The 20916-nt window shown below is 37.1% G+C and carries 26 protein-coding genes; 17 read left to right on the plus strand and 9 right to left on the minus strand.

Annotation, left to right across the window (positions count from 1 at the left end; genetic code table 11):
• The first annotated feature begins 282 nt into the window (after positions 1–282).
• From AC4IFO_RS17780 to fabV, 4 genes are all read left to right on the plus strand, one after another.
• Positions 283–435 carry an MbeCy gene (locus AC4IFO_RS17780; protein ID WP_490736379.1) on the plus strand — a complete coding sequence of 51 codons (153 nt, stop codon included), beginning with the start codon at positions 283–285 and terminating at the stop codon, positions 433–435.
• Between the two features lie 125 nt (positions 436–560).
• Positions 561–1148 carry a hypothetical protein gene (locus AC4IFO_RS17785; RefSeq protein ID WP_490736381.1) on the plus strand — a complete coding sequence of 196 codons (588 nt, stop codon included), beginning with the start codon at positions 561–563 and terminating at the stop codon, positions 1146–1148.
• 77 nt (positions 1149–1225) lie between these two features.
• Positions 1226–1600 (plus strand): DUF1090 family protein, encoded by a 375-nt coding sequence (locus tag AC4IFO_RS17790; protein WP_490736382.1) that lies wholly within the window; start codon positions 1226–1228, stop codon positions 1598–1600.
• A gap of 104 nt (positions 1601–1704) precedes the next feature.
• Entirely contained in the window at positions 1705–2904 is a 1200-nt protein-coding gene (gene fabV / locus AC4IFO_RS17795) for an enoyl-ACP reductase FabV (RefSeq protein ID WP_490736384.1), read from the plus strand.
• A 74-nt stretch (positions 2905–2978) separates the two neighbouring features.
• Here the strand turns inward: fabV and AC4IFO_RS17800 are convergent, their stop codons facing one another.
• On the minus strand, positions 2979–3488 hold the full coding sequence (locus AC4IFO_RS17800; RefSeq protein WP_490736386.1) for a YcxB family protein: 510 nt from the start codon (positions 3486–3488) through the stop codon (positions 2979–2981).
• Between the two features lie 140 nt (positions 3489–3628).
• Complete coding sequence (locus tag AC4IFO_RS17805) at positions 3629–4174, minus strand: toxin-antitoxin system YwqK family antitoxin (protein ID WP_490736388.1); 546 nt, start codon at positions 4172–4174, stop codon at positions 3629–3631.
• Between the two features lie 234 nt (positions 4175–4408).
• On the opposite strand from AC4IFO_RS17805, the gene AC4IFO_RS17810 reads away from it, so the two are divergent.
• The 3 genes from AC4IFO_RS17810 to AC4IFO_RS17820 all read left to right on the plus strand — a co-directional run bounded on the left by AC4IFO_RS17810 (position 4409) and on the right by AC4IFO_RS17820 (position 6865).
• Positions 4409–5614: a nicotinamide mononucleotide deamidase-related protein YfaY gene (locus tag AC4IFO_RS17810; protein WP_490736390.1), complete on the plus strand. Its 1206-nt coding sequence runs from the start codon at positions 4409–4411 to the stop codon at positions 5612–5614.
• A gap of 25 nt (positions 5615–5639) precedes the next feature.
• Positions 5640–6026 (plus strand): GFA family protein, encoded by a 387-nt coding sequence (locus tag AC4IFO_RS17815; protein WP_490736392.1) that lies wholly within the window; start codon positions 5640–5642, stop codon positions 6024–6026.
• Between the two features lie 62 nt (positions 6027–6088).
• On the plus strand, positions 6089–6865 hold the full coding sequence (locus AC4IFO_RS17820; protein WP_490736393.1) for a nucleotidyltransferase domain-containing protein: 777 nt from the start codon (positions 6089–6091) through the stop codon (positions 6863–6865).
• 4 nt (positions 6866–6869) lie between these two features.
• Here AC4IFO_RS17820 and AC4IFO_RS17825 read toward each other — a convergent pair whose 3' ends face one another.
• Together AC4IFO_RS17825 and AC4IFO_RS17830 are read right to left on the minus strand one after the other, a co-directional pair.
• Positions 6870–7301, minus strand: coding sequence for a DUF5339 family protein (locus AC4IFO_RS17825; RefSeq protein ID WP_490736395.1), 432 nt, complete (start codon positions 7299–7301; stop codon positions 6870–6872).
• Positions 7302–7431: 130 nt separating this feature from the next.
• Positions 7432–7857: a universal stress protein gene (locus tag AC4IFO_RS17830; RefSeq protein ID WP_490736397.1), complete on the minus strand. Its 426-nt coding sequence runs from the start codon at positions 7855–7857 to the stop codon at positions 7432–7434.
• A gap of 319 nt (positions 7858–8176) precedes the next feature.
• Between AC4IFO_RS17830 and AC4IFO_RS17835 the strand changes: the two genes are divergently transcribed.
• Positions 8177–8383, plus strand: a complete 207-nt coding sequence (locus tag AC4IFO_RS17835; RefSeq protein ID WP_490736490.1) for a ParD-like family protein — start codon at positions 8177–8179, stop codon at positions 8381–8383.
• A complete protein-coding gene (gene map / locus AC4IFO_RS17840) occupies positions 8376–9146 on the plus strand; it encodes a type I methionyl aminopeptidase (RefSeq protein ID WP_490736399.1) in 771 nt (256 codons plus the stop codon). The genes AC4IFO_RS17835 and map overlap by 8 nt, the downstream gene beginning before the upstream one ends.
• Before the next feature lie 83 nt (positions 9147–9229).
• Here map and AC4IFO_RS17845 read toward each other — a convergent pair whose 3' ends face one another.
• Positions 9230–9661, minus strand: a complete 432-nt coding sequence (locus AC4IFO_RS17845) for a carboxymuconolactone decarboxylase family protein (RefSeq protein ID WP_490736401.1) — start codon at positions 9659–9661, stop codon at positions 9230–9232.
• 156 nt (positions 9662–9817) lie between these two features.
• Between AC4IFO_RS17845 and pdxR the strand changes: the two genes are divergently transcribed.
• Both pdxR and AC4IFO_RS17855 read left to right on the plus strand, forming a co-directional pair.
• Positions 9818–11287 (plus strand): MocR-like pyridoxine biosynthesis transcription factor PdxR, encoded by a 1470-nt coding sequence (pdxR, locus tag AC4IFO_RS17850; RefSeq protein ID WP_490736403.1) that lies wholly within the window; start codon positions 9818–9820, stop codon positions 11285–11287.
• A 319-nt stretch (positions 11288–11606) separates the two neighbouring features.
• Complete coding sequence (locus AC4IFO_RS17855) at positions 11607–12890, plus strand: dicarboxylate/amino acid:cation symporter (protein ID WP_490736405.1); 1284 nt, start codon at positions 11607–11609, stop codon at positions 12888–12890.
• Positions 12891–12974: 84 nt separating this feature from the next.
• On the opposite strand, the gene AC4IFO_RS17860 is transcribed toward AC4IFO_RS17855, so the two are convergent.
• Positions 12975–13862 carry a LysR substrate-binding domain-containing protein gene (locus AC4IFO_RS17860; protein ID WP_490736407.1) on the minus strand — a complete coding sequence of 296 codons (888 nt, stop codon included), beginning with the start codon at positions 13860–13862 and terminating at the stop codon, positions 12975–12977.
• Between the two features lie 121 nt (positions 13863–13983).
• Between AC4IFO_RS17860 and cuyB the strand changes: the two genes are divergently transcribed.
• From cuyB to AC4IFO_RS17890, 6 genes are all read left to right on the plus strand, one after another.
• Positions 13984–14727 carry a cysteate racemase gene (gene cuyB / locus AC4IFO_RS17865; protein ID WP_490736409.1) on the plus strand — a complete coding sequence of 248 codons (744 nt, stop codon included), beginning with the start codon at positions 13984–13986 and terminating at the stop codon, positions 14725–14727.
• A 279-nt stretch (positions 14728–15006) separates the two neighbouring features.
• The gene (locus AC4IFO_RS17870; protein WP_490736411.1) at positions 15007–15951 is read left to right on the plus strand and encodes an SPFH domain-containing protein; all 945 of its coding nucleotides are present in this window, start codon (positions 15007–15009) and stop codon (positions 15949–15951) included.
• A 177-nt stretch (positions 15952–16128) separates the two neighbouring features.
• The gene (locus AC4IFO_RS17875; RefSeq protein WP_490736413.1) at positions 16129–16614 is read left to right on the plus strand and encodes a 2-thiouracil desulfurase family protein; all 486 of its coding nucleotides are present in this window, start codon (positions 16129–16131) and stop codon (positions 16612–16614) included.
• A gap of 19 nt (positions 16615–16633) precedes the next feature.
• Entirely contained in the window at positions 16634–17083 is a 450-nt protein-coding gene (locus tag AC4IFO_RS17880) for a GNAT family N-acetyltransferase (protein WP_490736415.1), read from the plus strand.
• 80 nt (positions 17084–17163) lie between these two features.
• The gene (locus AC4IFO_RS17885; protein WP_490736417.1) at positions 17164–17517 is read left to right on the plus strand and encodes an SH3 domain-containing protein; all 354 of its coding nucleotides are present in this window, start codon (positions 17164–17166) and stop codon (positions 17515–17517) included.
• Positions 17518–17911: 394 nt separating this feature from the next.
• Positions 17912–18718 (plus strand): bestrophin-like domain, encoded by an 807-nt coding sequence (locus AC4IFO_RS17890; RefSeq protein ID WP_490736492.1) that lies wholly within the window; start codon positions 17912–17914, stop codon positions 18716–18718.
• A 48-nt stretch (positions 18719–18766) separates the two neighbouring features.
• Here AC4IFO_RS17890 and ulaA read toward each other — a convergent pair whose 3' ends face one another.
• The 3 genes from ulaA to AC4IFO_RS17905 are packed head-to-tail and all read right to left on the minus strand — an operon-like array spanning position 18767 to position 20790.
• Positions 18767–20023: a PTS ascorbate transporter subunit IIC gene (gene ulaA / locus AC4IFO_RS17895; RefSeq protein WP_272516241.1), complete on the minus strand. Its 1257-nt coding sequence runs from the start codon at positions 20021–20023 to the stop codon at positions 18767–18769.
• 11 nt (positions 20024–20034) lie between these two features.
• Complete coding sequence (locus tag AC4IFO_RS17900) at positions 20035–20322, minus strand: PTS sugar transporter subunit IIB (protein ID WP_219248895.1); 288 nt, start codon at positions 20320–20322, stop codon at positions 20035–20037.
• A 21-nt stretch (positions 20323–20343) separates the two neighbouring features.
• A complete protein-coding gene (locus AC4IFO_RS17905) occupies positions 20344–20790 on the minus strand; it encodes a PTS sugar transporter subunit IIA (RefSeq protein ID WP_490736418.1) in 447 nt (148 codons plus the stop codon).
• Between the last annotated feature and the right edge of the window lie 126 nt (positions 20791–20916).

Here is a 20916-nt window from a genome sequence, read left to right on the forward strand (position 1 = left end):
AAATCGGTAGACACAAGGGATTTAAAATCCCTCGGCCTTTAGGCTGTGCGGGTTCAAGTCCCGCCCTGGGCACCATCACTCTTAACATTGTTAAGTTTGACAATTAACCACCTTAAGGTGGTTTTTTTGTATCTATACTTTTCTTCGCTATTATTCAAACGATTGATTCCAAATAAAGTATTTTCTATGTAAATTAACACGAAAATCGTGTAAAAATCCGTAAGTCAGACCGTTCTGCCAGTTTTTTATGTCATTATTCAACTTTTAAGAGAGAGACTGGCTATGTCACATATGAAAACAGAAGTTGTGGTTGTGCGTTTAACAAAGCACGAGCGAGCGCTATTAGACGCAGTAAAAACAAAACCATTATTAGCAGATTGGCTAAAAGAAATTGCAATGGCTGAAGTGAAAGAACAAGAAAAAAAGGATAATTGAACACTAAAATAAGGTAATTACTGTTCAGTCAGGTCATTTAATTTGATAAAGACGATGTTGTTTTTGATTAATTACCCGTTTTTGATAGTATCAAATTAGATGACTTAATTGGGATGTGTTAAGTAATGATAAAAAGGATTTTAATTACCTTACTTGTTTTTGTATTAGCGGGTTGTAGTTCAAACAAACTGGAAGCGCCCTACGGGTTTAAGTGGGGGCAAACACCTGCTGATTTAAAGCGATTGAATTTAGTTGGGTTACAATGTACTGAATTTCAAGAAAGCGGTGCGTTGTGCTCAACACCAAATACGCCAACCGTCAAAGGGCGGATGTTTTTATTGATGTTTTCTCGAGAGGAAAATACTTTGATGTTGATTTCGGCTCAAGGAAAAGATAGTCGTGATCAAGGCGTCATCTTGGCTGAGTATGATGAAATTAATCAAAGGATGTATGAAAAATATGGCATTCCAAAGAAAACAATCGAACGGTATAAACGCGATTCTTTTTTCTTAGATAAAATATCTGATGATGAAACTACGCCATTTAAACGAGTATATGAGCATAATGGAATGCAAATAATGGTGGGGATCGTCAGTAATTCCCATTTTAAAAAGATTCATGACAAAAAAGATATTATTTACTCTGTCATGATTATTTATAATTTAATTCCAAATAAGCTGCAAGATACTGCTACGAAAAATAAAATTAAGTAAAAGCACTTAATTTGATTAAAAATGCGTAATTTTTTCATCATGTTATCTCTAAATCTTAACTAAGAAAATTCCCGTAGATGGAAAAAGGGAATGATGATGAACTCAATATCATCATTTTTATGACCACCGAGAAAAACATGAAAAAGACGCTGGTACTCGCACTATTGTTAACGATAATCCCACTATCGTCCCAAGCAGGGTCACATTATTCTAGTTGTGAAAAGAAAATCATAAAGTTAGAAAAGCAGCTACGCCATCTATCTCACCATGAAAATAGGCACAAAATTGCCAAAATAAAGCAAAAAATTCATGAAATCGAAGACAAATGTTATGACAGCCGTTCAGGGGCAACTCGTATTTATGATAACTATCCACGTGGAAAAACGAGTGAGTTAGAAAGGGAATTGGAATCCTTAAGACGTGTGATTGAAGCATTAAAGGACTTAAAATAGACAAAACTGGTCTGTTCACCATGTTTATTTTCCACCAGCCTTAAGTAAATGGAGAATATCAGGTATATTAGACGCTGATTGTTAGCTACCAAGAAAGAATGACTATGATTATCAAACCTAAAATTCGTGGTTTTATCTGCACTACAGCTCACCCAGCTGGCTGTGAAGCCAATGTTCGTGAGCAAATCGCCTATGTTAAATCTCGTGGCGAATTAAAAAATGGGCCTAAAAAGGTTCTGGTTATTGGTGCATCCACCGGTTACGGTCTAGCTTCTCGTATCAATGCTGCATTTGGCAGTGGTGCGGCAACTATCGGCGTATTTTTTGAAAAGCCGGGTAGTGAGGGCAAAACAGGTTCAGCCGGTTGGTATAACTCAGCTGGATTTGACAAGGCTGCCAAAGAAGAAGGCTTGTATGCAAAAAGCATTAATGGTGATGCCTTCTCTAATGAGTGCCGTCAAACAGTCATTGATTTAATTAAACAAGATTTGGGCCAAATCGACTTAGTCGTTTATTCACTGGCTTCTCCTGTGCGTAAAATGCCAGAAACGGGGGAACTCGTGCGTTCAGCGCTGAAACCGATAGGCGAGCCGTACAAGTCTGTTGCGTTAGACACTAACAAAGACGTATTGATTGAAGCGGTTGTTGAGCCTGCGAATGAGCAAGAAATTGCTGATACTGTCAAAGTGATGGGCGGCCAGGACTGGGAACTGTGGATGAATGCGTTAGATGAAGCTGGTGTTCTGGCTGATAATGCGCAGTCAGTGGCTTATTCCTATATCGGTACTGATTTAACGTGGCCAATCTATTGGCACGGTACTTTAGGTAAAGCTAAAGAAGATTTAGACCGCGCTGCGCAAGCAATTAACCAAAAGCTGCAAGCGAAAGGCGGCTCAGCCTACGTTGCAGTATTAAAATCAGTGGTTACGCAAGCGTCTTCAGCTATTCCTGTTATGCCATTATATATCTCTATCGTGTTTAAAATCATGAAAGAACAAGGCATTCACGAAGGTTGTATAGAACAAATTCAACGCTTATTCGCAACGAAACTGTTCAGCGGTACTGCACCAGATACCGATGAAAAACACCGTTTGCGTCTAGATGATTGGGAATTACGTGATGACGTTCAAAATACTTGTCGCGAAATTTGGGAAAAACTTAACGATAACAATATCAATGAGTTGACCGATTACCAAGGTTATAAAGCTGAATTCTTGCGTTTATTCGGTTTTGGCTTAAATGGCGTCGATTACGATGCAGATTTAAGTGGTGAAGTTAACTTTGAAGTGACTGAACTGGTTTAATAAACCATACATCATTCATTTTAGATATAAAGCCCGCACATAAATGCGGGTTTTTTTATTGACTAATCTAGCGGTCAGGCAATTTTACTTTTAACAAATAATATAAATTGTTGGCTTTCATTTTCTGATATAAAGCTACGTGCGGGGATGATGATGGCGTAGACCCTATCTAAAAATAGGTACAATAAATCACCATCTGTTTGGATAAACTTTACAGCACTCCATTTTGTCGATGAAGAACCTTGGGCGCTGGTTTCGTGTATTCCTTCATCATCAAACTGATATTCACGTTCCAAAAATAAAAAACCGTCGTCATCGGGAATAGCTTTATTAAAGCTTTGTACCATTCGTAGAGCAAAGGTAATAAAGAGTAATACAGCCAACAAAAAAGAAATAAAAATTATTGGCAATGTCGCTTGAAAATACTTAAATGCAGAGGCACAGGCGACGATAAAAAAAAGTATAAAAAGAGTAAAGGGCAAGCTGCTGGTTTTCTTTTTCGAAAAATATTGGTTTTTAAAACAATAACGACTGAACCTAATGTAATCAGTTCGGTTAAGTGAAACCAAAATTGGATTTATCATAAATGGATATCTTAATTTTTTATCAGGGAATGGGCGATATTGGGATAATAGCGGTAAGCGTATCGTGTGTAAATCTGCTAGGAAAGGAATCGGATTGATATTCAGAGGAATGTCCCCGAACAGCATTCGGGGATTGACAATTATTGGTCTAAATAAACCTCACCATCACGGAAATAACCTTTAGTCGCCACAACGCCATTCTCATCGTATTCAGTAATTTTGCCCACAAGCTCACCATTATTAAAGGTTCCTACAATATGGGGCTTATTAGTTGCGCTGTTGTGGTAAATTTTAAATGGACCTGATAATTTACCATTCGCTGCTGTCAGCTCAATATCAATACGTCCATCATCATGATATGTACGGACTAAGCCATCAACTTGACAATTTTTAAGGCTAATGTCAGATTCTATTTTACCATTTTTATAGTAACTCTTTAGGTATTTATCAAAGCAACCTTTACGGATCCACGTTTTTAATTCGGGTTTACCACTGTCATATTCCGTTTCAAATGCACCATCAGCAATTCCCTTTGGTGCCTTAGTCGACGGAAATTCAATTCCCTTAAGTTCTTCGAGTGAATCAAACTTTGAACTTGAACTGGATAACCCGCCAACTTGGCAGCCAGAAATAGCCAGTGCAAAAGAAAAAAATACGACAGATTTTAATTGGTTTATTTTAAACATATTAGCCTTATCTATTGCTGTGAAAAAATTAAATTATTCAATTGCCTATATGACTATAGACGTTTTATGAAGCATTATGGTGAGAATTTTCTTAAACAATTCATTTTCTATAACGACTATTAAATTGTATTTTTAATTATTCATTTTCTTTGAGTTAAAAATACTGATTTTAGTCGTCGAGGTAATAGGGTAATTTAGCGTTAGAATACTATTTTGTGATAAAGGAAGTTACGAATGTTAGTTGTAGAGATGCTAAGCACCGGTGATGAAGTTCTACATGGCCAAATCATTGATACCAATGCGGCATGGTTGGCAGATTGTTTTTTCCAACAAGGCCTCCCTTTAAGTACAAGAACGACTGTGGGCGATAATCTAGACAGCTTAGTTAATGCCTTTTTAGAACGTAGCCAGTATGCGGATGTTTTAATTGTGAATGGTGGACTTGGGCCAACCAGTGATGATCTCAGTGCATTAGCCGCTGCCAAAGCTGTTGGTGAACCATTGATTGAGCATACGCAGTGGATTGAAGTCATGGAACGCTACTTTATCAGCCGTGGACGAGTGATGCCTGAAACGAACCGAAAACAAGCATTACTCCCTAAAAATGCAGAGCTAATTGATAATCCAGTTGGTACGGCTTGTGGGTTTTCGATAAAGCTTAACAACTGTTTGTTATTCTTTACCCCTGGCGTGCCGTCTGAGTTTAAAGTTATGGTTAATGACCAAATACTGCCACGATTGAGGGCGCAATTTACCTTACCTGAACCTCCTATTTGCTTACGTTTAACCAGTTTTGGACGTAGTGAAAGCAGTTTGGCAAAGCAATTTGACTCAATAGAGATGCCTAAGGGGTGTGTGTTAGGCTATCGCTCCTCCATGCCAATCATTGAATTAAAATTGACAGGGCCTGCTTCTCAAAAAGCGCTTATGGAGCAACAATGGCACAGTATTAGGCAAGGTGTTGGAGATAACTTAATTTTTGAAGGTACTGAAGGCTTTGCTAAGAAAATCAGCAAACAATTACAAGAAAGGCAATTAAAAGTCGCAGTGAGTGAACAGTTCAGTGCAGGGTTATTAAGTTGGACACTAAGTTCAGAAGGCGCTTTAAATAATATCAGCCATGTGATTGGGAATGACTCAGAGCAAACACTCGCAACATTAATCGACCGTGCAAAAAATATCGCTAAAGACCAATTAGCGCCTCTAGGATTAGCGGTAGGGGAATTTGATGGTCAATTTTTAAATTTCGCATTATCAACCCCAGAAAAATGCTATGCGCAAAGAATACATTATTTACCGAATAATCATTCAAAGAAAGAAAAGCAAGAAGTCAGTGTGATGCTTATGTTAGATATGCTTTCCCGTTGGTTAAATGATCGAGAAGTTATCGGGTATTATGAATGGCTAGTGCAGACTGAGACGTTAATTTTAGAATTCTAGATCAGTGATTAAATTAAGGAGGTTTATGAAAACAACGTTTTCTGGCGGATGCCTTTGTGGAGATATTCGTTTTCAGGCAACATCACCTCGTAATATTCACTCGTGTTCATGTGATATTTGCCAAAAGCATACTGGTGCACAAACGGCTGTATGGTTAGAGTTCGCGGCTGAAAATGTTGAGTGGATTGGAAAGGGTGGGAAACCTGCAATCTACCGGTCATCTGATTATTCGAGCCGAGCATTTTGCTCTAAGTGTGGTAGCTCATTGGGAGCTATTGATGATGAACCTACGGTTGCATTGTTAACTGGGGTGCTGGATGAGCCTTCTCAGTTAGCTTTGCATTTAGAATATCATTCATTCGTTGATTTAGCGCCAGCTTGGTGGTGCCACTTATTCAATTATGAGCAGTAATTGAATTTGCGCTTAGACGTGTTAAGGTCGTAAGAATTCCTGCAAACAGTAATGGTTAACTAATGGCTTTAGATACACATAGCTATATTCGTGTTCTTGAAGAACAGCCTTATCAATCAGAATTTCAGCAAGTAATAACGGCGTCAATAGATCGTCTTAGAACTTTGTTAAACAAGGATCTCCACAGTATTTATATTTATGGGAGCGTAGCGAAAGGGCAAGCAACCCCATACAAATCTGATCTTGACCTTTGTGTCATCGTTAATCAACCGCTCAGTCAAACGGAAGCATTTCAACTAGTGCAACTGCAAGAGGCTTTGGCTTCGAACTACCAAGTGATTAGTAAGGTTGATTTTGATATTGGCACATATTCGGAGGTTATGGATGAGGCTAATTTATATAGCTGGGGCTATTGGATAAAACACCACTGTCGCTGTCTTTATGGTGATGACTTAAGTCGAAAATTTATGCTATTTATGCCTTCAAGGAAAATTGTGGATGCGATAAATAGTGATTTTATCGATGTACTAAATGGTTATATTAATCAAATTAGCGCCTGCAATGATTTAACTAAGCGAAAACTTTTGCAAAGAGCGGCCGCTAGGAAGTTAATCCGTTCTACTGATCTTTTACGTAAAGAGGAAGACAAAGACTGGCCTGACAGTCTTGAGGATTATGTGCAAAAAATAGTACTGCGTTATCCAACACAAAAAAGGCAGTTACAGTATTTTTTAGATCAGGCTTTAGAACCTTTCGTGGATGACCTGCAATTTACCGTTAACCTAAAGGCGCAGATGAATTGGCTCTCTGAAGAACGGTATAATATAAAGAGATGCTAAATAGTTATTCTTCGTTAGATTGCATTGCTTCAATAATATAGTTAAAGCTTGATATTCCTTTTTTACAGGCTTTATCTTTTAAAAGTGAAGGCGTCTTATCAATAGTGCTTTTAAGTGCAGATAATTGGCTTGCATACATTTCAGCTCCAGTAATACTAGGATTGTTGCCTAGGTACTCCACCGCAGTATCCACTTTTTGGTAAAAATACTCACAAGGCTTATCACTCATCTCGATAGTCTGTAACTCTTTTATTGCATTAGGAATGAGTTGCTCAGAGTTTTGTTTAACAAGTTCTAGATATTCCCCTGATTGAACTTGCTCAATAAGAGTGGAAACTTTATTTTTCATATTGAAAAACATGACAATAGCGACAAGGAGAGCCACGACTAATACAACATTAATGGCGATACTAATTCCGAGAAAATACTTTTTCATTACATTCCTTGATTGAAAAATTGCTAGTAAAGCAGGGTAATGCAAGTAAACATTTTTGTAATTAGGATTAGCGTGAAAAATAAGGCAGCTCTAATCAGATAGCTGCCTTATTACTAATAGGAATGATAATTTAACGGACAGTTAAAACAGAGATTTTTGAGTTTTGAATGACCATCGCCGCAGTGGAACCCAAGAAATAAGTGGACATACCAGGTCGCCTTGAGCCAATGACAATTAAATCGGCAGATATCTCTTCAGCAACACGTAAGATTTCATCTCTTGGTGTACCCATTAAAACTTGAGCGCTATGCTTATTTGTTGGGATATTAAATTCTTGGATGATTTCAGCAAGCTGCTTAGTCACATTTTCTTGCTCGCTATCTGCTTTTTCGGCAAAACCAAAACCCATCGTAGTGTAAAAAGGCACAGTCGGAATAATGGCTAAAAAATGAATATGCGCATTTTCATATTCAGCCAAATATTGGATATGCGACATAACAAGATGGGCTAAACTTTTCTCTGTAATATCAATAGGTACCAAGATTTTATTATACATGTTTTTCTCCAGCTTTCATTTAATGAGTCCATGCTGTAATCGAATTTAGAATTATAAGTAGATGCTAATTTGTATTCGCCTAACATGAGTATTAGGGGTGAAGATCAATAGGCGAACAAGGTTAAATTTTGCATATTGATAATAGCTGATTAACAATATAAATACTTTGACGGCGGATTCATCTTAAGAAAGTTAATGGAAAAACATCTGATATTTTTCATGCAGCTTGTGCTATTCAAATCGCCTTAGGTTTGCTTTCTGATAGCATTATTATATGATCCATAATAATTCATATATATTTCGTATTGTCGAGGGTGTTTTGGGGATCGTAAAAATTTCAGATGAACTGCATGATTATCTGCGCCATGCAAGCCAAGTGATGTCGCGTTCAATAAACTCACAAGCTGAGTTTTGGATAAAAATAGGCATGCAGGCTGAATTGAATCCGGATAAGACATTTGCAATGTTAATCAACGAGATGCTAGAAAAAGAGCTATCTGAGGCAAAAGGAAAAGTTCATGACTAATATTACAATTAAAACAGCAGAAGAAATTGAACTGATGCGTGAGTCTGGAAGACTATTGGCCAATGTATTTAAAATGCTTGATTCAGTTATTGTGCCAGGTATGTCCACGATGGAAATAAACGACAAAGTTGAGCGTTATATTGTCGATGAATTACAGGCACGCCCTGCAAGCAAAGGGCAATATGGCTACCAGTATGTGCTAAATACCTCATTAAATGAAGTGGTTTGCCATGGCGTACCTAAAACAGATGAGATCTTGAAAAGCAAAGATATTATTAATGTTGATATTACATTGGAAAAAAATGGCTTTATTGCTGATTCAAGTAAAATGTATGTCATGCCCGATGCCTCTCCACTCGCCCGTAAACTTGTTAAAGATACGTATGCGGCAATGTGGGAGGGGATCAAACAAGTCAAGCCAGGTGCAACGTTAGGTGATATTGGTTCCGCTATTCAACATTATGCAGAATCAAAAGGTTACAGTGTAGTCCGTGAGTATTGTGGACATGGTATAGGCCGCGAAATGCATGAAGATCCACAAGTATTACACTATGGCGTTAAAGGTAAAGGTGCAGAGCTAAAAGAAGGAATGACTTTTACAATTGAACCTATGATCAACCAAGGTGGTATGAAAATTAAAACAAAAAAAGATGGCTGGACAGTTGTCACAAGGGATAAAAAATTATCAGCCCAGTCTGAACATACCATTTTAGTGACAAAAGAGGGCTATGAAGTACTGACTTTACGTGATGAAGAAAAATAGTTTTTATCAATTAATTTAAGAGTATTGAAATGAGTTTGCTTCTTATATTAGGGGCAAACTCATTTTTTTACAGTAAGTCTTAGCTATTGCCTTAAGGCAATCGCAATGCGATTAAATGCACTCATTAAGCCAATAGCAATGGTTAAGTCAGAAATTTGTACATCACTAAAATGGCGATTCAGTTCATTAAACAAGCTATCTGGAGTACCACTTTCTGCAATATTAACTACCGCTTCAGTCCATGCTAATGCAGCACGTTCAGGATCGCTAAAATGATGGCTTACTTGCCAGCCTGCTAGGGTATCAATTTTTTTATTGCTTACGCCGGAATTACGTAATGAACTCGCATGCATATCAAGGCAAAACGCACAGCCATTTATTTGTGAAACTCTTAAATAAACCAATTCAATCAGTTCGTTACCTAATCCACTTTTATTGAGGGCATTTTTACAATCAATTAGCCCTTTATAGGCTTCTGGAGATAATGTGTTATACGCTAATCTAAGTGCGCTCATGGTGTTTCCTCATATATTTATTCAGTAGATAAAATGCAAAGTACAGTAACAATGATTGTTATGGTTTAATTTTAAAGGTATCTTGGCCTAGGTAAAAGGGACAAGAATGACCAATTTTACTGGGACAAGTTTTAGGTGAGTACATTGGGAGATAATATGTTTTTAAAAATTGATACCAATATTAATACACCAATTTACCAGCAAATTTATCAGCGAATTCATGAGGGAATTAAAAATAGTCAACTAAAAGCTGGACAGCGTTTGCCCGCGGTAAGAGTATTAGCGAGTGAACTCAATGTTGCTCGAGGTACGATTGAATTAGCGTATCAGCTATTAGTTAGTGAAGGGCTACTCGAAACAAAAGGGGCTAAAGGAACCTTTATTTCCCAAACGATAAAAAACTTCCCAACAAATCGTTCTAAAGAATCCGAAGACTTGAATCTTGAAGAGAAAGGTTCTAATCAGGCAGCGCTGATAAATAATTGTCCAAAACAAAGTTCTAATGGTTATACGGTTTCCCCCTTTCAATTAGGTACTCCAGCGTTAGATGCGTTTCCTCATAAGTTATGGGCCAGAATTTCTGCAAGAATATTACGAGATAGCCATTTTGATTTGCTCAGTTACCCTGATGCCCAAGGATTAAGGCAGTTAAGGGAAGGTCTAGCTCGTTATTTAATGATATCGCGAGGAATTAACTGCTCCCCAGAACAAATATTCATCAGTTTTGGCCATCGTGCGAGTTTACAATTAATTGCTCAAAGCTTATTTGCAGTAGGAGATATCGGTTGGTTTGAGGAACCAGGCTACCATATAGCGCGTGATTTTTTACAGCAAATAGGACTAAAGTTGATACCTGTAAGCGTGGATGGGCAAGGAATTAATGTTAAACAGGGAGTAAAAGTCGCACCAGAAGCTAGATTTGCACTCGTTACACCAACACACCAAAGTCCAACAAACGTCACATTAACTTTAGAACGCAGGCTAGCATTGCTTGAATGGGCAAACCAACAAGGCAGTTGGATTATTGAAGATGATTATGATGGTGAGTTCCATTACCAAGGTCGTCCATTACCCGCACTAAAAAGTCTGGATAGCGAAGAACGTGTCATTTACTGTGGGACGTTTAGCAAAGTATTGTATCCTGCATTACGTTTATCTTATATTGTTGTTCCTTCCACCTATCGTGATCATTTCAATTCCACTGCAATGATAATGGGAAATCAATGCCCAAGTTGGCAGCAGGAGATTACGAACGTTTTTATTCAAGAAGGGCACTTTTCCCGACATTTGCGCAAAATGCGCCACCTCTATCGGCAAAGAAGAACATTTTTAATAGAGGCGATAAAAATAAAATTGCATGATGTTTTTGAAGTGGAATTACATGCTGGTGGCATGCATATTATTGTAAAAATTATCAATGGAATATCGGCAACTCAATTTTCCCAATTAGCCACATATCATGGGTTAAAAGTTGAAGCTTTAGATGATTGGTTGATAAATAAAAAAGAAAGTGCTTTTTTATTATTGGCTTTTACCAATATAAAAGATATACAGGAAGCTTTGATGTTATGCCATAAATTAAATGAAATTAGCCATAGTTTATTATCATGTGAAGAGTTTAAATAAAGAAAATCAGATTTATTTTTATCTGATTTATTTGACTTAAGCTACGGGTTTGAGCGATTTTTTATTATTGAATTTAAATAATAAATTTAATTTTAAGCTCAATAATTAAATTTTTATAATTTATTTTCTTTTTTTATTTATTTTAAATCAATATGTTGGGATTGAATTGTTTGTTATGCAATTTTTGCATAAGATTAAGTCCATTTGCATTTCTCTTTAAGTTAAAAAAATGTAACTATCCAAATCAGGCTCAAGAGTCGCATCCGATAAAAGGTTATAGCTCCAACTATAATTTTACATAAATAAAATAGGGGTACGAATGAATAGACATAAACTCATGAAACAAATTATGATAGCGATTGTGCTTGGTATTGTACTAGGCTGGGCGTGTCATAATTATGCGGCATCAGTGGAAGAAGCAAAAGATATTGCATCTTATCTAAATATTATTACTGATGTATTTTTACGATTAATAAAGATGATTATTGCACCACTTGTATTTGCTACAATTGTTTCTGGTATTGTTTCCATGGGAGGTTCATCTTCTGTTGGAAGTATTACTATTAAAGCCATGGTATGGTTTATTTCAGCAGCAGTTATTTCATTATTAATTGGCATGGTTTTTGTTAATGTATTCCAATTAGGGGTGGGGTTAAATTTAACGGTTCCTGCCGTTGCGGTTGATAGTGGGCTAAATACTTCTGGCTTTACATTAAAAGCATTTATTACCCATATTTTCCCAAAAAGTTTTGCTGAAGCGATGGCAAACAACGAAATTTTACAAATATTAGTGTTCTCTATCTTTTTCGGCTCGGGACTTGCGTTTATCTGCAAAGATAAAAAAAGCCCAATTGTGACATTAATTGAAGATTTATCACGCATCATGTTCCGTATTACAGACTATGTAATGAGCTTTGCACCCTTTGCGGTATTTGCTGCAATTGCATCTGCGGTCACAGTTGAAGGCCTCGGTTTATTATACGACTATGGAAAATTAATTGGTCTTTTCTATGTTGCGTTAGCTGTATTATGGGGTGTGCTGTTCTTTGCAGGTTACGTATTCTTAGGTAAATCTGTATTTAGCTTAGGAAAATTAATTCGTGAACCTGTTGCGTTAGCTTTTGCTACCGCAAGTAGTGAGTCCGCTTATCCAAAAACAATGGAAGCATTGAACCAATACGGTGTTCCTAAAAAAGTCACCAGTTTTGTTTTACCGCTGGGCTATTCTTTTAACTTAGATGGTTCAATGATGTACCAGTCATTTGCAGTATTATTTATTGCCAATGCGTACGGTATTGATTTGAGCATTACTGAGCAAATTCTTATTTTATTAACACTGATGGTAACAAGTAAGGGAATGGCGGGTGTTGCTCGAGCTTCTATTGTGGTCGTTGCGGCAACACTACCCATGTTTAGCTTGCCAGAAGCTGGAATACTGTTGTTGCTGGCAATTGACCAATTCCTTGATATGGGAAGAACTGCAACAAATGTTGTTGGTAACAGCATTTCTACGGCAGTTATTTCCAAGTTAGAAGAAAGAAAGGGCGGTTTAAAAGAAGATTTAGATGTGATACTTGATGAAAAAGTGACATCAACACCATAGAATTTAAGGTTGTTTAGTAATTGAAACCCTTCTGAGTTGGTTAACTTTAGAAGGGTTTTGTTTATTCAGATTAATAGCAAAATATTATTTACTTGTTTGTTTGCGCATAAACTGCCAAAAACGTTCAGATGAAATATTGAGTCTTGCTTCTGTTCGATAGATATAAACCCCCATCGTGATGGAAAGCGTGCTATCTAGGATAGCGAGTTCACTTCTCTCAAGTTCATTTTTAATTGAAAAATCTGGCAACCAACCCACACCACTTCCATTGAGCACCATACGTTTTAGGACGTCACTCATTGATGAGACAAATGATAATTCAAAAGGTAAATCGGAAGATTTGTCCATTAGCTGGTTGACTTGTCTCCCCATGTAACTTTCGTCGGTATATTTCATTAAAGGTAGTGTTGTGCCATCTAATGCAAAAATAGGTTTCTTGTTTTTATCGCACAGTGAAACAAGATGTAAACGGCTTTCAAGAATTTTTGCATGTAGAAATGGTGAGGACATTAATTCTTCATTATAGAAGGATAAAATAAAATCACTTTGTCCTTCTTTTAGTTTATGAACGGCTTCATCAACATTGATTGACTCGACAAAGAAAATTTTATCAATATTTTGTGAGAACTGGGAAATGAAATCTGGAAGAAGAAAAACAGAAAGTGAATGTGCTGCTGAGATATTAATTTTTTGTTTATCGTTATCGATACCTTTAATTCTGTTTATTTGAAAATAGACATCATCAAGTAAGTTTCTAGCATAAACAATAAAACTTTTCCCTTGAGGTGTGAGCTGCAATGGATTGGTGTTTCTATCAAATATTTCAAATCCAACGGAGGATTCGATAGATTGAATTCTGCGACTAAAAGATGATTGAGATATATTTCTTTTTTCTGCTGCTAAAGTAAAACTGCGACATTCTTCTAGAACAACAATATCGTGCAACCATTTAATTTCGAGATTACTTATCATTGTATCCTCTTATGATTATAGTTATTTATTTCCTATGCAAATTTAGCATAACTTATAGAAACTCTGCAATTACGAAAGGAGAGCATTATGCGATTATATTATTAATTTGATGGGAGGGGTTATGAAAAAAATATTAGGTATGTTAGGGGGAATGGGACCAGGTGCAACAGCAGATGCATTTTCTAAATTAATCAATAATACTAAAGCATCTAAAGATCAGGAGCACATACCTGTCATTATTGTCTCTATTCCTGACATTCCAGATAGAACGGAAAATATTATTTATGATGGGCCATCACCATTACCTGCGATGATAGATTCATTAAAAATACTTGAGGGTGCAGGGGCTTCTTGTATTGTTATGCCTTGTAATACAGCACATTATTGGTATAAGGAGCTAATGAAGGAAGTGAAAATTCCTTTTATTAGTATCATTGACGCAGCATGTAAAAGTATTATTAATAATAAAATTAAAAAAGTGGCTTTATTGGCAACAACAGCAACCATACGTACGAAATTATATCAAGATAAACTCAGCTTTAATAATGTTGAATGTATTGTCCCTGATGAGGTAAATCAATATAAAATAATGCAAAGTATTATTGCTTACAAAGCAGGTGATCTTGATAAAGCAAAAGAGTTAATTTTTCCCTATATTAATATGCTAAAGTCTGATGGTGTCGATAAATTTGTGATGGGATGCACGGAGATACCATTAATTTTAGAAGAATTAGTTGAAAAATCACCGGATGAATTTATCGATGCCACTGAGGCTTTAATCAAAGAGGCTATAGATTGGTATAATCTTAGAGATGAACAGTTTGAGCAGGAAGTGACTAGTGGGAGTTGTCACAAGTTAGTTTAATCTTTTTATAGCCAGCATCAGGGTGTATTTTAAATATAATTATTAATCCTAATATAAAAATAGTAGGCCAGTATTATTTCAGGTATTTAATGTTTTTTTATTTATGAATGGACGAATAAACTGAAGACCTATATAACAAACAAATTTGGGTTGTAAAATAAACGCTTTTTCTTAATTTATTTGGCAGTTTAGGAGTTTTGTAACTTGTAGTTAGCGGGGGAGTAGCGACAATAGGCGTTTTATTATAATTATTAGTTATTGTCAGATAGGGATCTACTCATGCAATTTAAATCGATGGTTAAATTGGTTATTGGTGCAGCAGTGCTGCTTGTTCTTGGGCTTGTTGGGATTAACTCATATACCATTGTTCAAGATGGGTCTGTAAAAGTTGGTACATTTTTAGGGAAAGTTGATCCGGTGGCATATGATGCCGGGCTGCACTTTCCTATTAACCCATTTACTAACTTCGACACATACTCAACAAAAGATATTCGTGTTTCATTAAAGGAACTTAGGGTTCCTTCACAGGATAAACTGAAATCAATTGTTGATATTACTGTTATGCTGCAATTTGATGGTGCAAAAGCGCCCGTATTACGTATTAATGGTGGTACTGAAAGTGAGGCGTTGGATAAATATGTGCGCCAAAAACTGATCTCAACAATTTTAGAATTTGGTAAAGACGTGGCAAATGCCCAAGATCTTTATACCGCAGATACACAGAGGAAATTACAAGATTCCATTCGAGATGCAATTCAAGGTTATGCATCGCCATATGGTTACACGATTAAAGAAATTATGATCCAAGATATTACCTTACCAGAGGTGGTTCAGGAACAAGTGGTTAATACTAAAATGCGCCAAGAGCAAATTAACCAAGCAAAAGCTGAAGCAGAAAAAGAACGTGAATTAGCGCAGAAGAAAGTTGTCATTGCAGAAGCTGAGCGTGAGTCTGCGGAGCAACAAGCGATTGCTAGAGAACGTAATGCGCAAGCAAATGCATTTGCGATGCGCCAAGAGGCGGATGCAAAATTATATGCAGCACAAAAAGAATCAGAGTCTAATGCAATATTACAGCGCACAATTACCCGTGAAATGATCAATTGGAAGCAGTTAGAGATTGAACAGATTAAAGCGCACAAATATAAAGGCGAAGTGCCTAATATTGTTGTTGGTGCTGATTACGACGGCAAAATGATTATGGATATGCGCAGTAGTCAATAATTTAGTCTGAATATTTTTTTTAACTAAGACCAGCTTTATGCAAAGTAGAGCTGGTTTTTTTATAAGTAAAATAAGCATTATTAGCGCGAATAGAGTGGATTAAATGAAGTTTAATAGCCGCTATGGTGATATTAAATGCAAAAATTCTGAGATGAAAGAGAGAAGGATGAGGCTAAGGTGATAGCAGTAAGCTCATGTTTATTAGGGTTTTGTGTAAGGTATGATGGTCAGCATCAACTCTACGCCCCCTTAAAAGAACTCTATGAAGCAGGTAAGGTGGTCAGCATCTGCCCTGAAGTTTTTGGCGGGCTACCAACCCCCAGAGCACCCGCAGAAATACTCGGTGGCAATGGCGAAGATGTCTTATTAGGACAAGCTAAGATTATAGATAGCCAAGGCATTGATGTTACACAGGCTTTTGTTCGAGGTGCGGAAATAGCACTCAAAAAAGTGCAAGATTTAAATATCAGTGTTGTTGTTCTTAAGGCCAATAGCCCATCTTGTGGAAGCCAACAAATTTATAGCGGTGAGTTCAATGGTTCACTAAAAACAGGCATGGGAGTTTGTGCTGCATTATTTAAACAAAATAATATTCAAATTTTGGATGAAAACTCGCCAAATTTAATATCAGTGGTTAACGCATCACTTGATAATGCAACGTAACAATAGCGTTAGGTAATTTATGATACAAATCCGTGCTGTCGATAAATTCAATTTTTGGGATGTTGGGGAATTAACCTCTAATAAGGATGGCATTGCTACTGTTTTAGAGGAGTATGTATGTTGCAATGCATTTTCAATTGCTGAATCTCATTTTTATCCTGAGTATAAACCGCATGCGCTTTATCAGGGAGAGATCTTGATAGGCTTTTTTATGTATAAAATATTAGAGGATAAACCCCAAGAAGCTTTTATTTGCCGCTTTATGTTAGATCATAAATTTATAGGACAAGGGTTGGGTAATCAATCTTTCTTTGCGATTATCAAGTACCTCAAAGGGAGTGGGGTAAATAGAATTTCTTTGGGCTTAGATGATGAAAATAATATTGCAAAAAAAGTTTATATGAATCATGGTTTTAAATTTACCAATAAAATTTTGGATGGTGAGCATATTTATGCTATAGAGTTTTAATGTGTCAATTTGATCCTTTATAAAATTGGCTATAGTCTTCTACTATGATAATTAAAGACAAAAAAACTATGGGTAACGTAATGAAAAAACAGTTTATTGTGATTAGGAGCCATACATCGGAGTATCCTAACCCTATCCATTTTTCAGCGGGAGACCCGCTGGTGGTCGGCGAAAAATATGTAGGAGATGAAGGTTGGGACAATTGGTACTTTTGTTCATGTAATGGTTTAAGTGGCTGGGTTCCCAAACAATTAATCGAGTTAACTGGCGTAACTACGGGAATTGCTAAAGAAAGCTACAGCGCATTGGAACTGAATGTAGAGCCTCAGGAAAAGGTTATTGGATATCAAAAAACCAATGGATGGGTTTGGTGTGAAAAATTAGATTCACAAGAGCAAGGTTGGCTCCCTGAATTAAATCTACAAGAAATCTAGAGAATAAGCTCTCTTTTATAAAGCTGGGGCAAAATTTCTCTGGAAGTATCATGATTGAATGAATGGCCCTTATTTGAACGAGTTTTAGGCTTTTTTATCCGTTGGTCGTCAACTATTATTCCCAGCTCAATAAAAGGTGTGCTTTTTTCATCTAAAAAAATCAATATGATCATATCGGCACTATATATCTCGCTTTCTTTTTAACTTTAAGTCAAATTAATGTCTTTTAATGCTAAACAAAAAGCAAGCCACACTGAAAATTACACATTTTAAGTCATTACTGGATAATGATTTAGTGATCTTATCTAAATATCCTATTTTAGAGTTTCCTTGCTAGATAGTTATCTCGTAATCGTGGTATATCATCAGGAAATAAATCTGATGAGTTTAAATGATGTTTAATATCTCTGAGTTGATTAATGATTCGCCAATAGATTCGATTCTTTTATTTGTGATCACGTTTGTTTTATTAATTTTATCTGCTTATATTGGTAAATATATTTTTAAGCGTAAGTCGGCTCATGAAGAAGTTGCAGATGATGAAGCTAAAATTATCCTGGGGGCAATTTTATCTCTGCTAGGTTTACTGATTGGCTTTGTGCTCTCTATTTCTATTAATGGCTATAATAACCGCCAACAAACAGAAGAAAATGAAGCGATTGCAATTGGAACGGCATACCAACGTGCACAATTGTTAAATGCAGATGATAGAAATAAAGCCTCTCACCTTTTGCAGCAATATTTAGAAGCACGTATTGAGTTCTTCAAATCAGGGATCAGTGATGAAAATAGTCAATGGCGGATGGTTTCTCTGGAGAAACAAAACCAGCTTTGGGAAATCGCTGTCAAAGAAGCAAATCAATCGCCAAACCCAGTTGTTGCCTCGGTACTTACTGCATTTAGCGATCTTTATCTTTCCCAACAAAAAACAATGGCAAGTTGGCGGCATCAAATTCCCAATGCGACTTGGTTTCTCCTCATCTTTTTTGCTATCTGTTCGAACGTGCTTATTGGCTATAACATTCGAGGTACTAAAGGGAAAAATTGGCTGATCCTCATTCTACCCTCATTAACTACGTTGGCATTATTTATGATTGCAGAAATTGATGTGCCGGGAGAGGGGATGATCCATGTCGTTCCTGACGACTTAGTATTATTGCAGGAATTCTTATTTAAGGATGGTGCATGGCTGGGAAAGTAGAATAAAAGTAAGACTCCCCAAGTAAAATAGCTTGGGGAGTTTACTAGATTAGCGAACGATAATACCTAATAAAATTCCGATGGCACCAAAGTCAGCATCACTAAATGTGGTGTTTGCGATACCAATATCCCCAAGAACAGGTAATAAGAATACAGGTAAGAAGGTGATTAATAAGCCTTGCGCAAATGCACCTAAAATAGCGCCGCGGCGGCCGCCTGTTGCGTTACCGAATACCCCAGCAGCAGCTCCCACAAAGAAGTGTGGTACCACACCTGGGATAATCACGGTCATATTTAAGGCATACAATAAGAACATGCCGATGACACCTGCAGCGAAGCTACTTAAGAAACCGACTAATACCGCATTTGGGGCATAAGGGAATACCACTGGGCAGTCTAAAGCAGGTTTTGCATTTGGTACGAGTTTGTCTGAGATCCCTTTAAATGCAGGGACAATTTCAGCAATAACCATACGCACACCTTGCAGGATAATGTATACCCCAGCAGCGAACGTAATAGATTGCATTAATGAGAACATAAACCAGTTTTTGCCACCACTCACTTCACGTACAAAATCACCGCCCGCAAATAAGCAAGTAATGATAAAGATAATGAACATGGTGAACGAAATAGCCACTGGTGTATCACGCAGGAATAGCAAGCTTTTTGGCACATTCATGTCTTCAGTCGAATGTTCTTTATTACCAAATTTGCTACCAATAAACCCAGCTAAAACATAAGAGATGGTTGAAAAGTGGCCAATGGCAACATCATCAGAACCAGTAACCTTTTTCATATATGGGTGTGCTATGGCAGGGAAAAACACCATACAGAAGCCCACAATTAAAGAACCAACAGTAACCAACATAGTGCCTTCCATTCCAGCAGTTGCTAGAATAACGGCAATCATCATAGACATAAATAATGTGTGATGACCCGTTAGGAAGATAAATTTCCATGGTGTTAAGCGAGCAATCAAGATATTGATTAACATCGCAAAGAACATGATCATGGCCATTTCACGACCAAAGCTTTTTTGTGCGATAGACACAATTGCTTCGTTATTTGGTACTACGCCGTTGATGCCAAAAGCATGTTGGAAGATGGCTGAGAAGTCACCTAATGAGCTCACCACTAAGCCTGCACCTGCACCTAGAATGACAAAACCCATGATGGTTTTAATGGTGCCTTTAATGCATTCGGTGACTGGTTTTTTTTGTGCGATCAGACCGATAAGGGCGATAAGACCGACTAAAATAGCAGGTTCAGATAAAACATCCTGCATCAGAAAACGAAAGAATGACATAGTGCCTCCGCTTACATCGCACCAAGTTTTTGTAATGCAACGGTGAGGCGCTCTTTCATGGCAACTTTATCAATCATGTTTTCCAGCGCGACGATTTCACCACCCACTTGTTGAGCAACTAGCTGCTCAGCAATATCACTTGTGCCAACAAAAATATCACTGACAGTGCCTTTCGCTGAACCTAAATCCACATGGTCAACTTCAGCGCTGACTTGCATGTCTTTTAAAATATTTTTGATGCTCATTTCCATCATTAAACTGGTGCCTAAGCCATTTCCACAAACAACGGTGATTTTCATAATGTTTACCTTAATATTAAATTATTCGTATTTAGCGATGATTTTAAGAATGTCATCGACGTTTTCTGATTGCATGATGCTGTCAATATCTTCTTGATTATCAAATAGCTCAGCAAGTTTTGCGATAGCGCCGATGTGGCTATTGCTATCTGTCGCAGCAAGGACGATAAGTAATTTGATAGGGTCATTGCCTTCTGAGCCAAATTCTACGCCTTGCTTAATCACGGTTAAGCCAAGGGATAGCTGATTTACGCCATCTTCAGGACGAGCATGAGGCATGGCAATACCTGGGCCTAATACATAATATGGACCAATTTTTTCGTGTGATTTGATGATCGCATCGATATATTGCGGTTCGATTAACTTATTATTAATTAATGGTTTACAGGCGATTTTTATCGCATCTTGCCAATCTGCGGCACTTTCGACGACCTGAATAACATTCGAGGTCAGTAAAGTCGTAAGCATTGGGTTGCTCCTGGTTGATTAAATTTTTATCTTTTTAATGGTTGAGTGAATAGTAGTGATCTATGGTAGCGCTATCTAGCTGATTTGTTCATTTTCGTGATAGCGCTATCATTTTGAATAAATATT

The sequence above is a fragment of the Providencia sp. UF-224 genome (genome assembly GCF_058245955.1).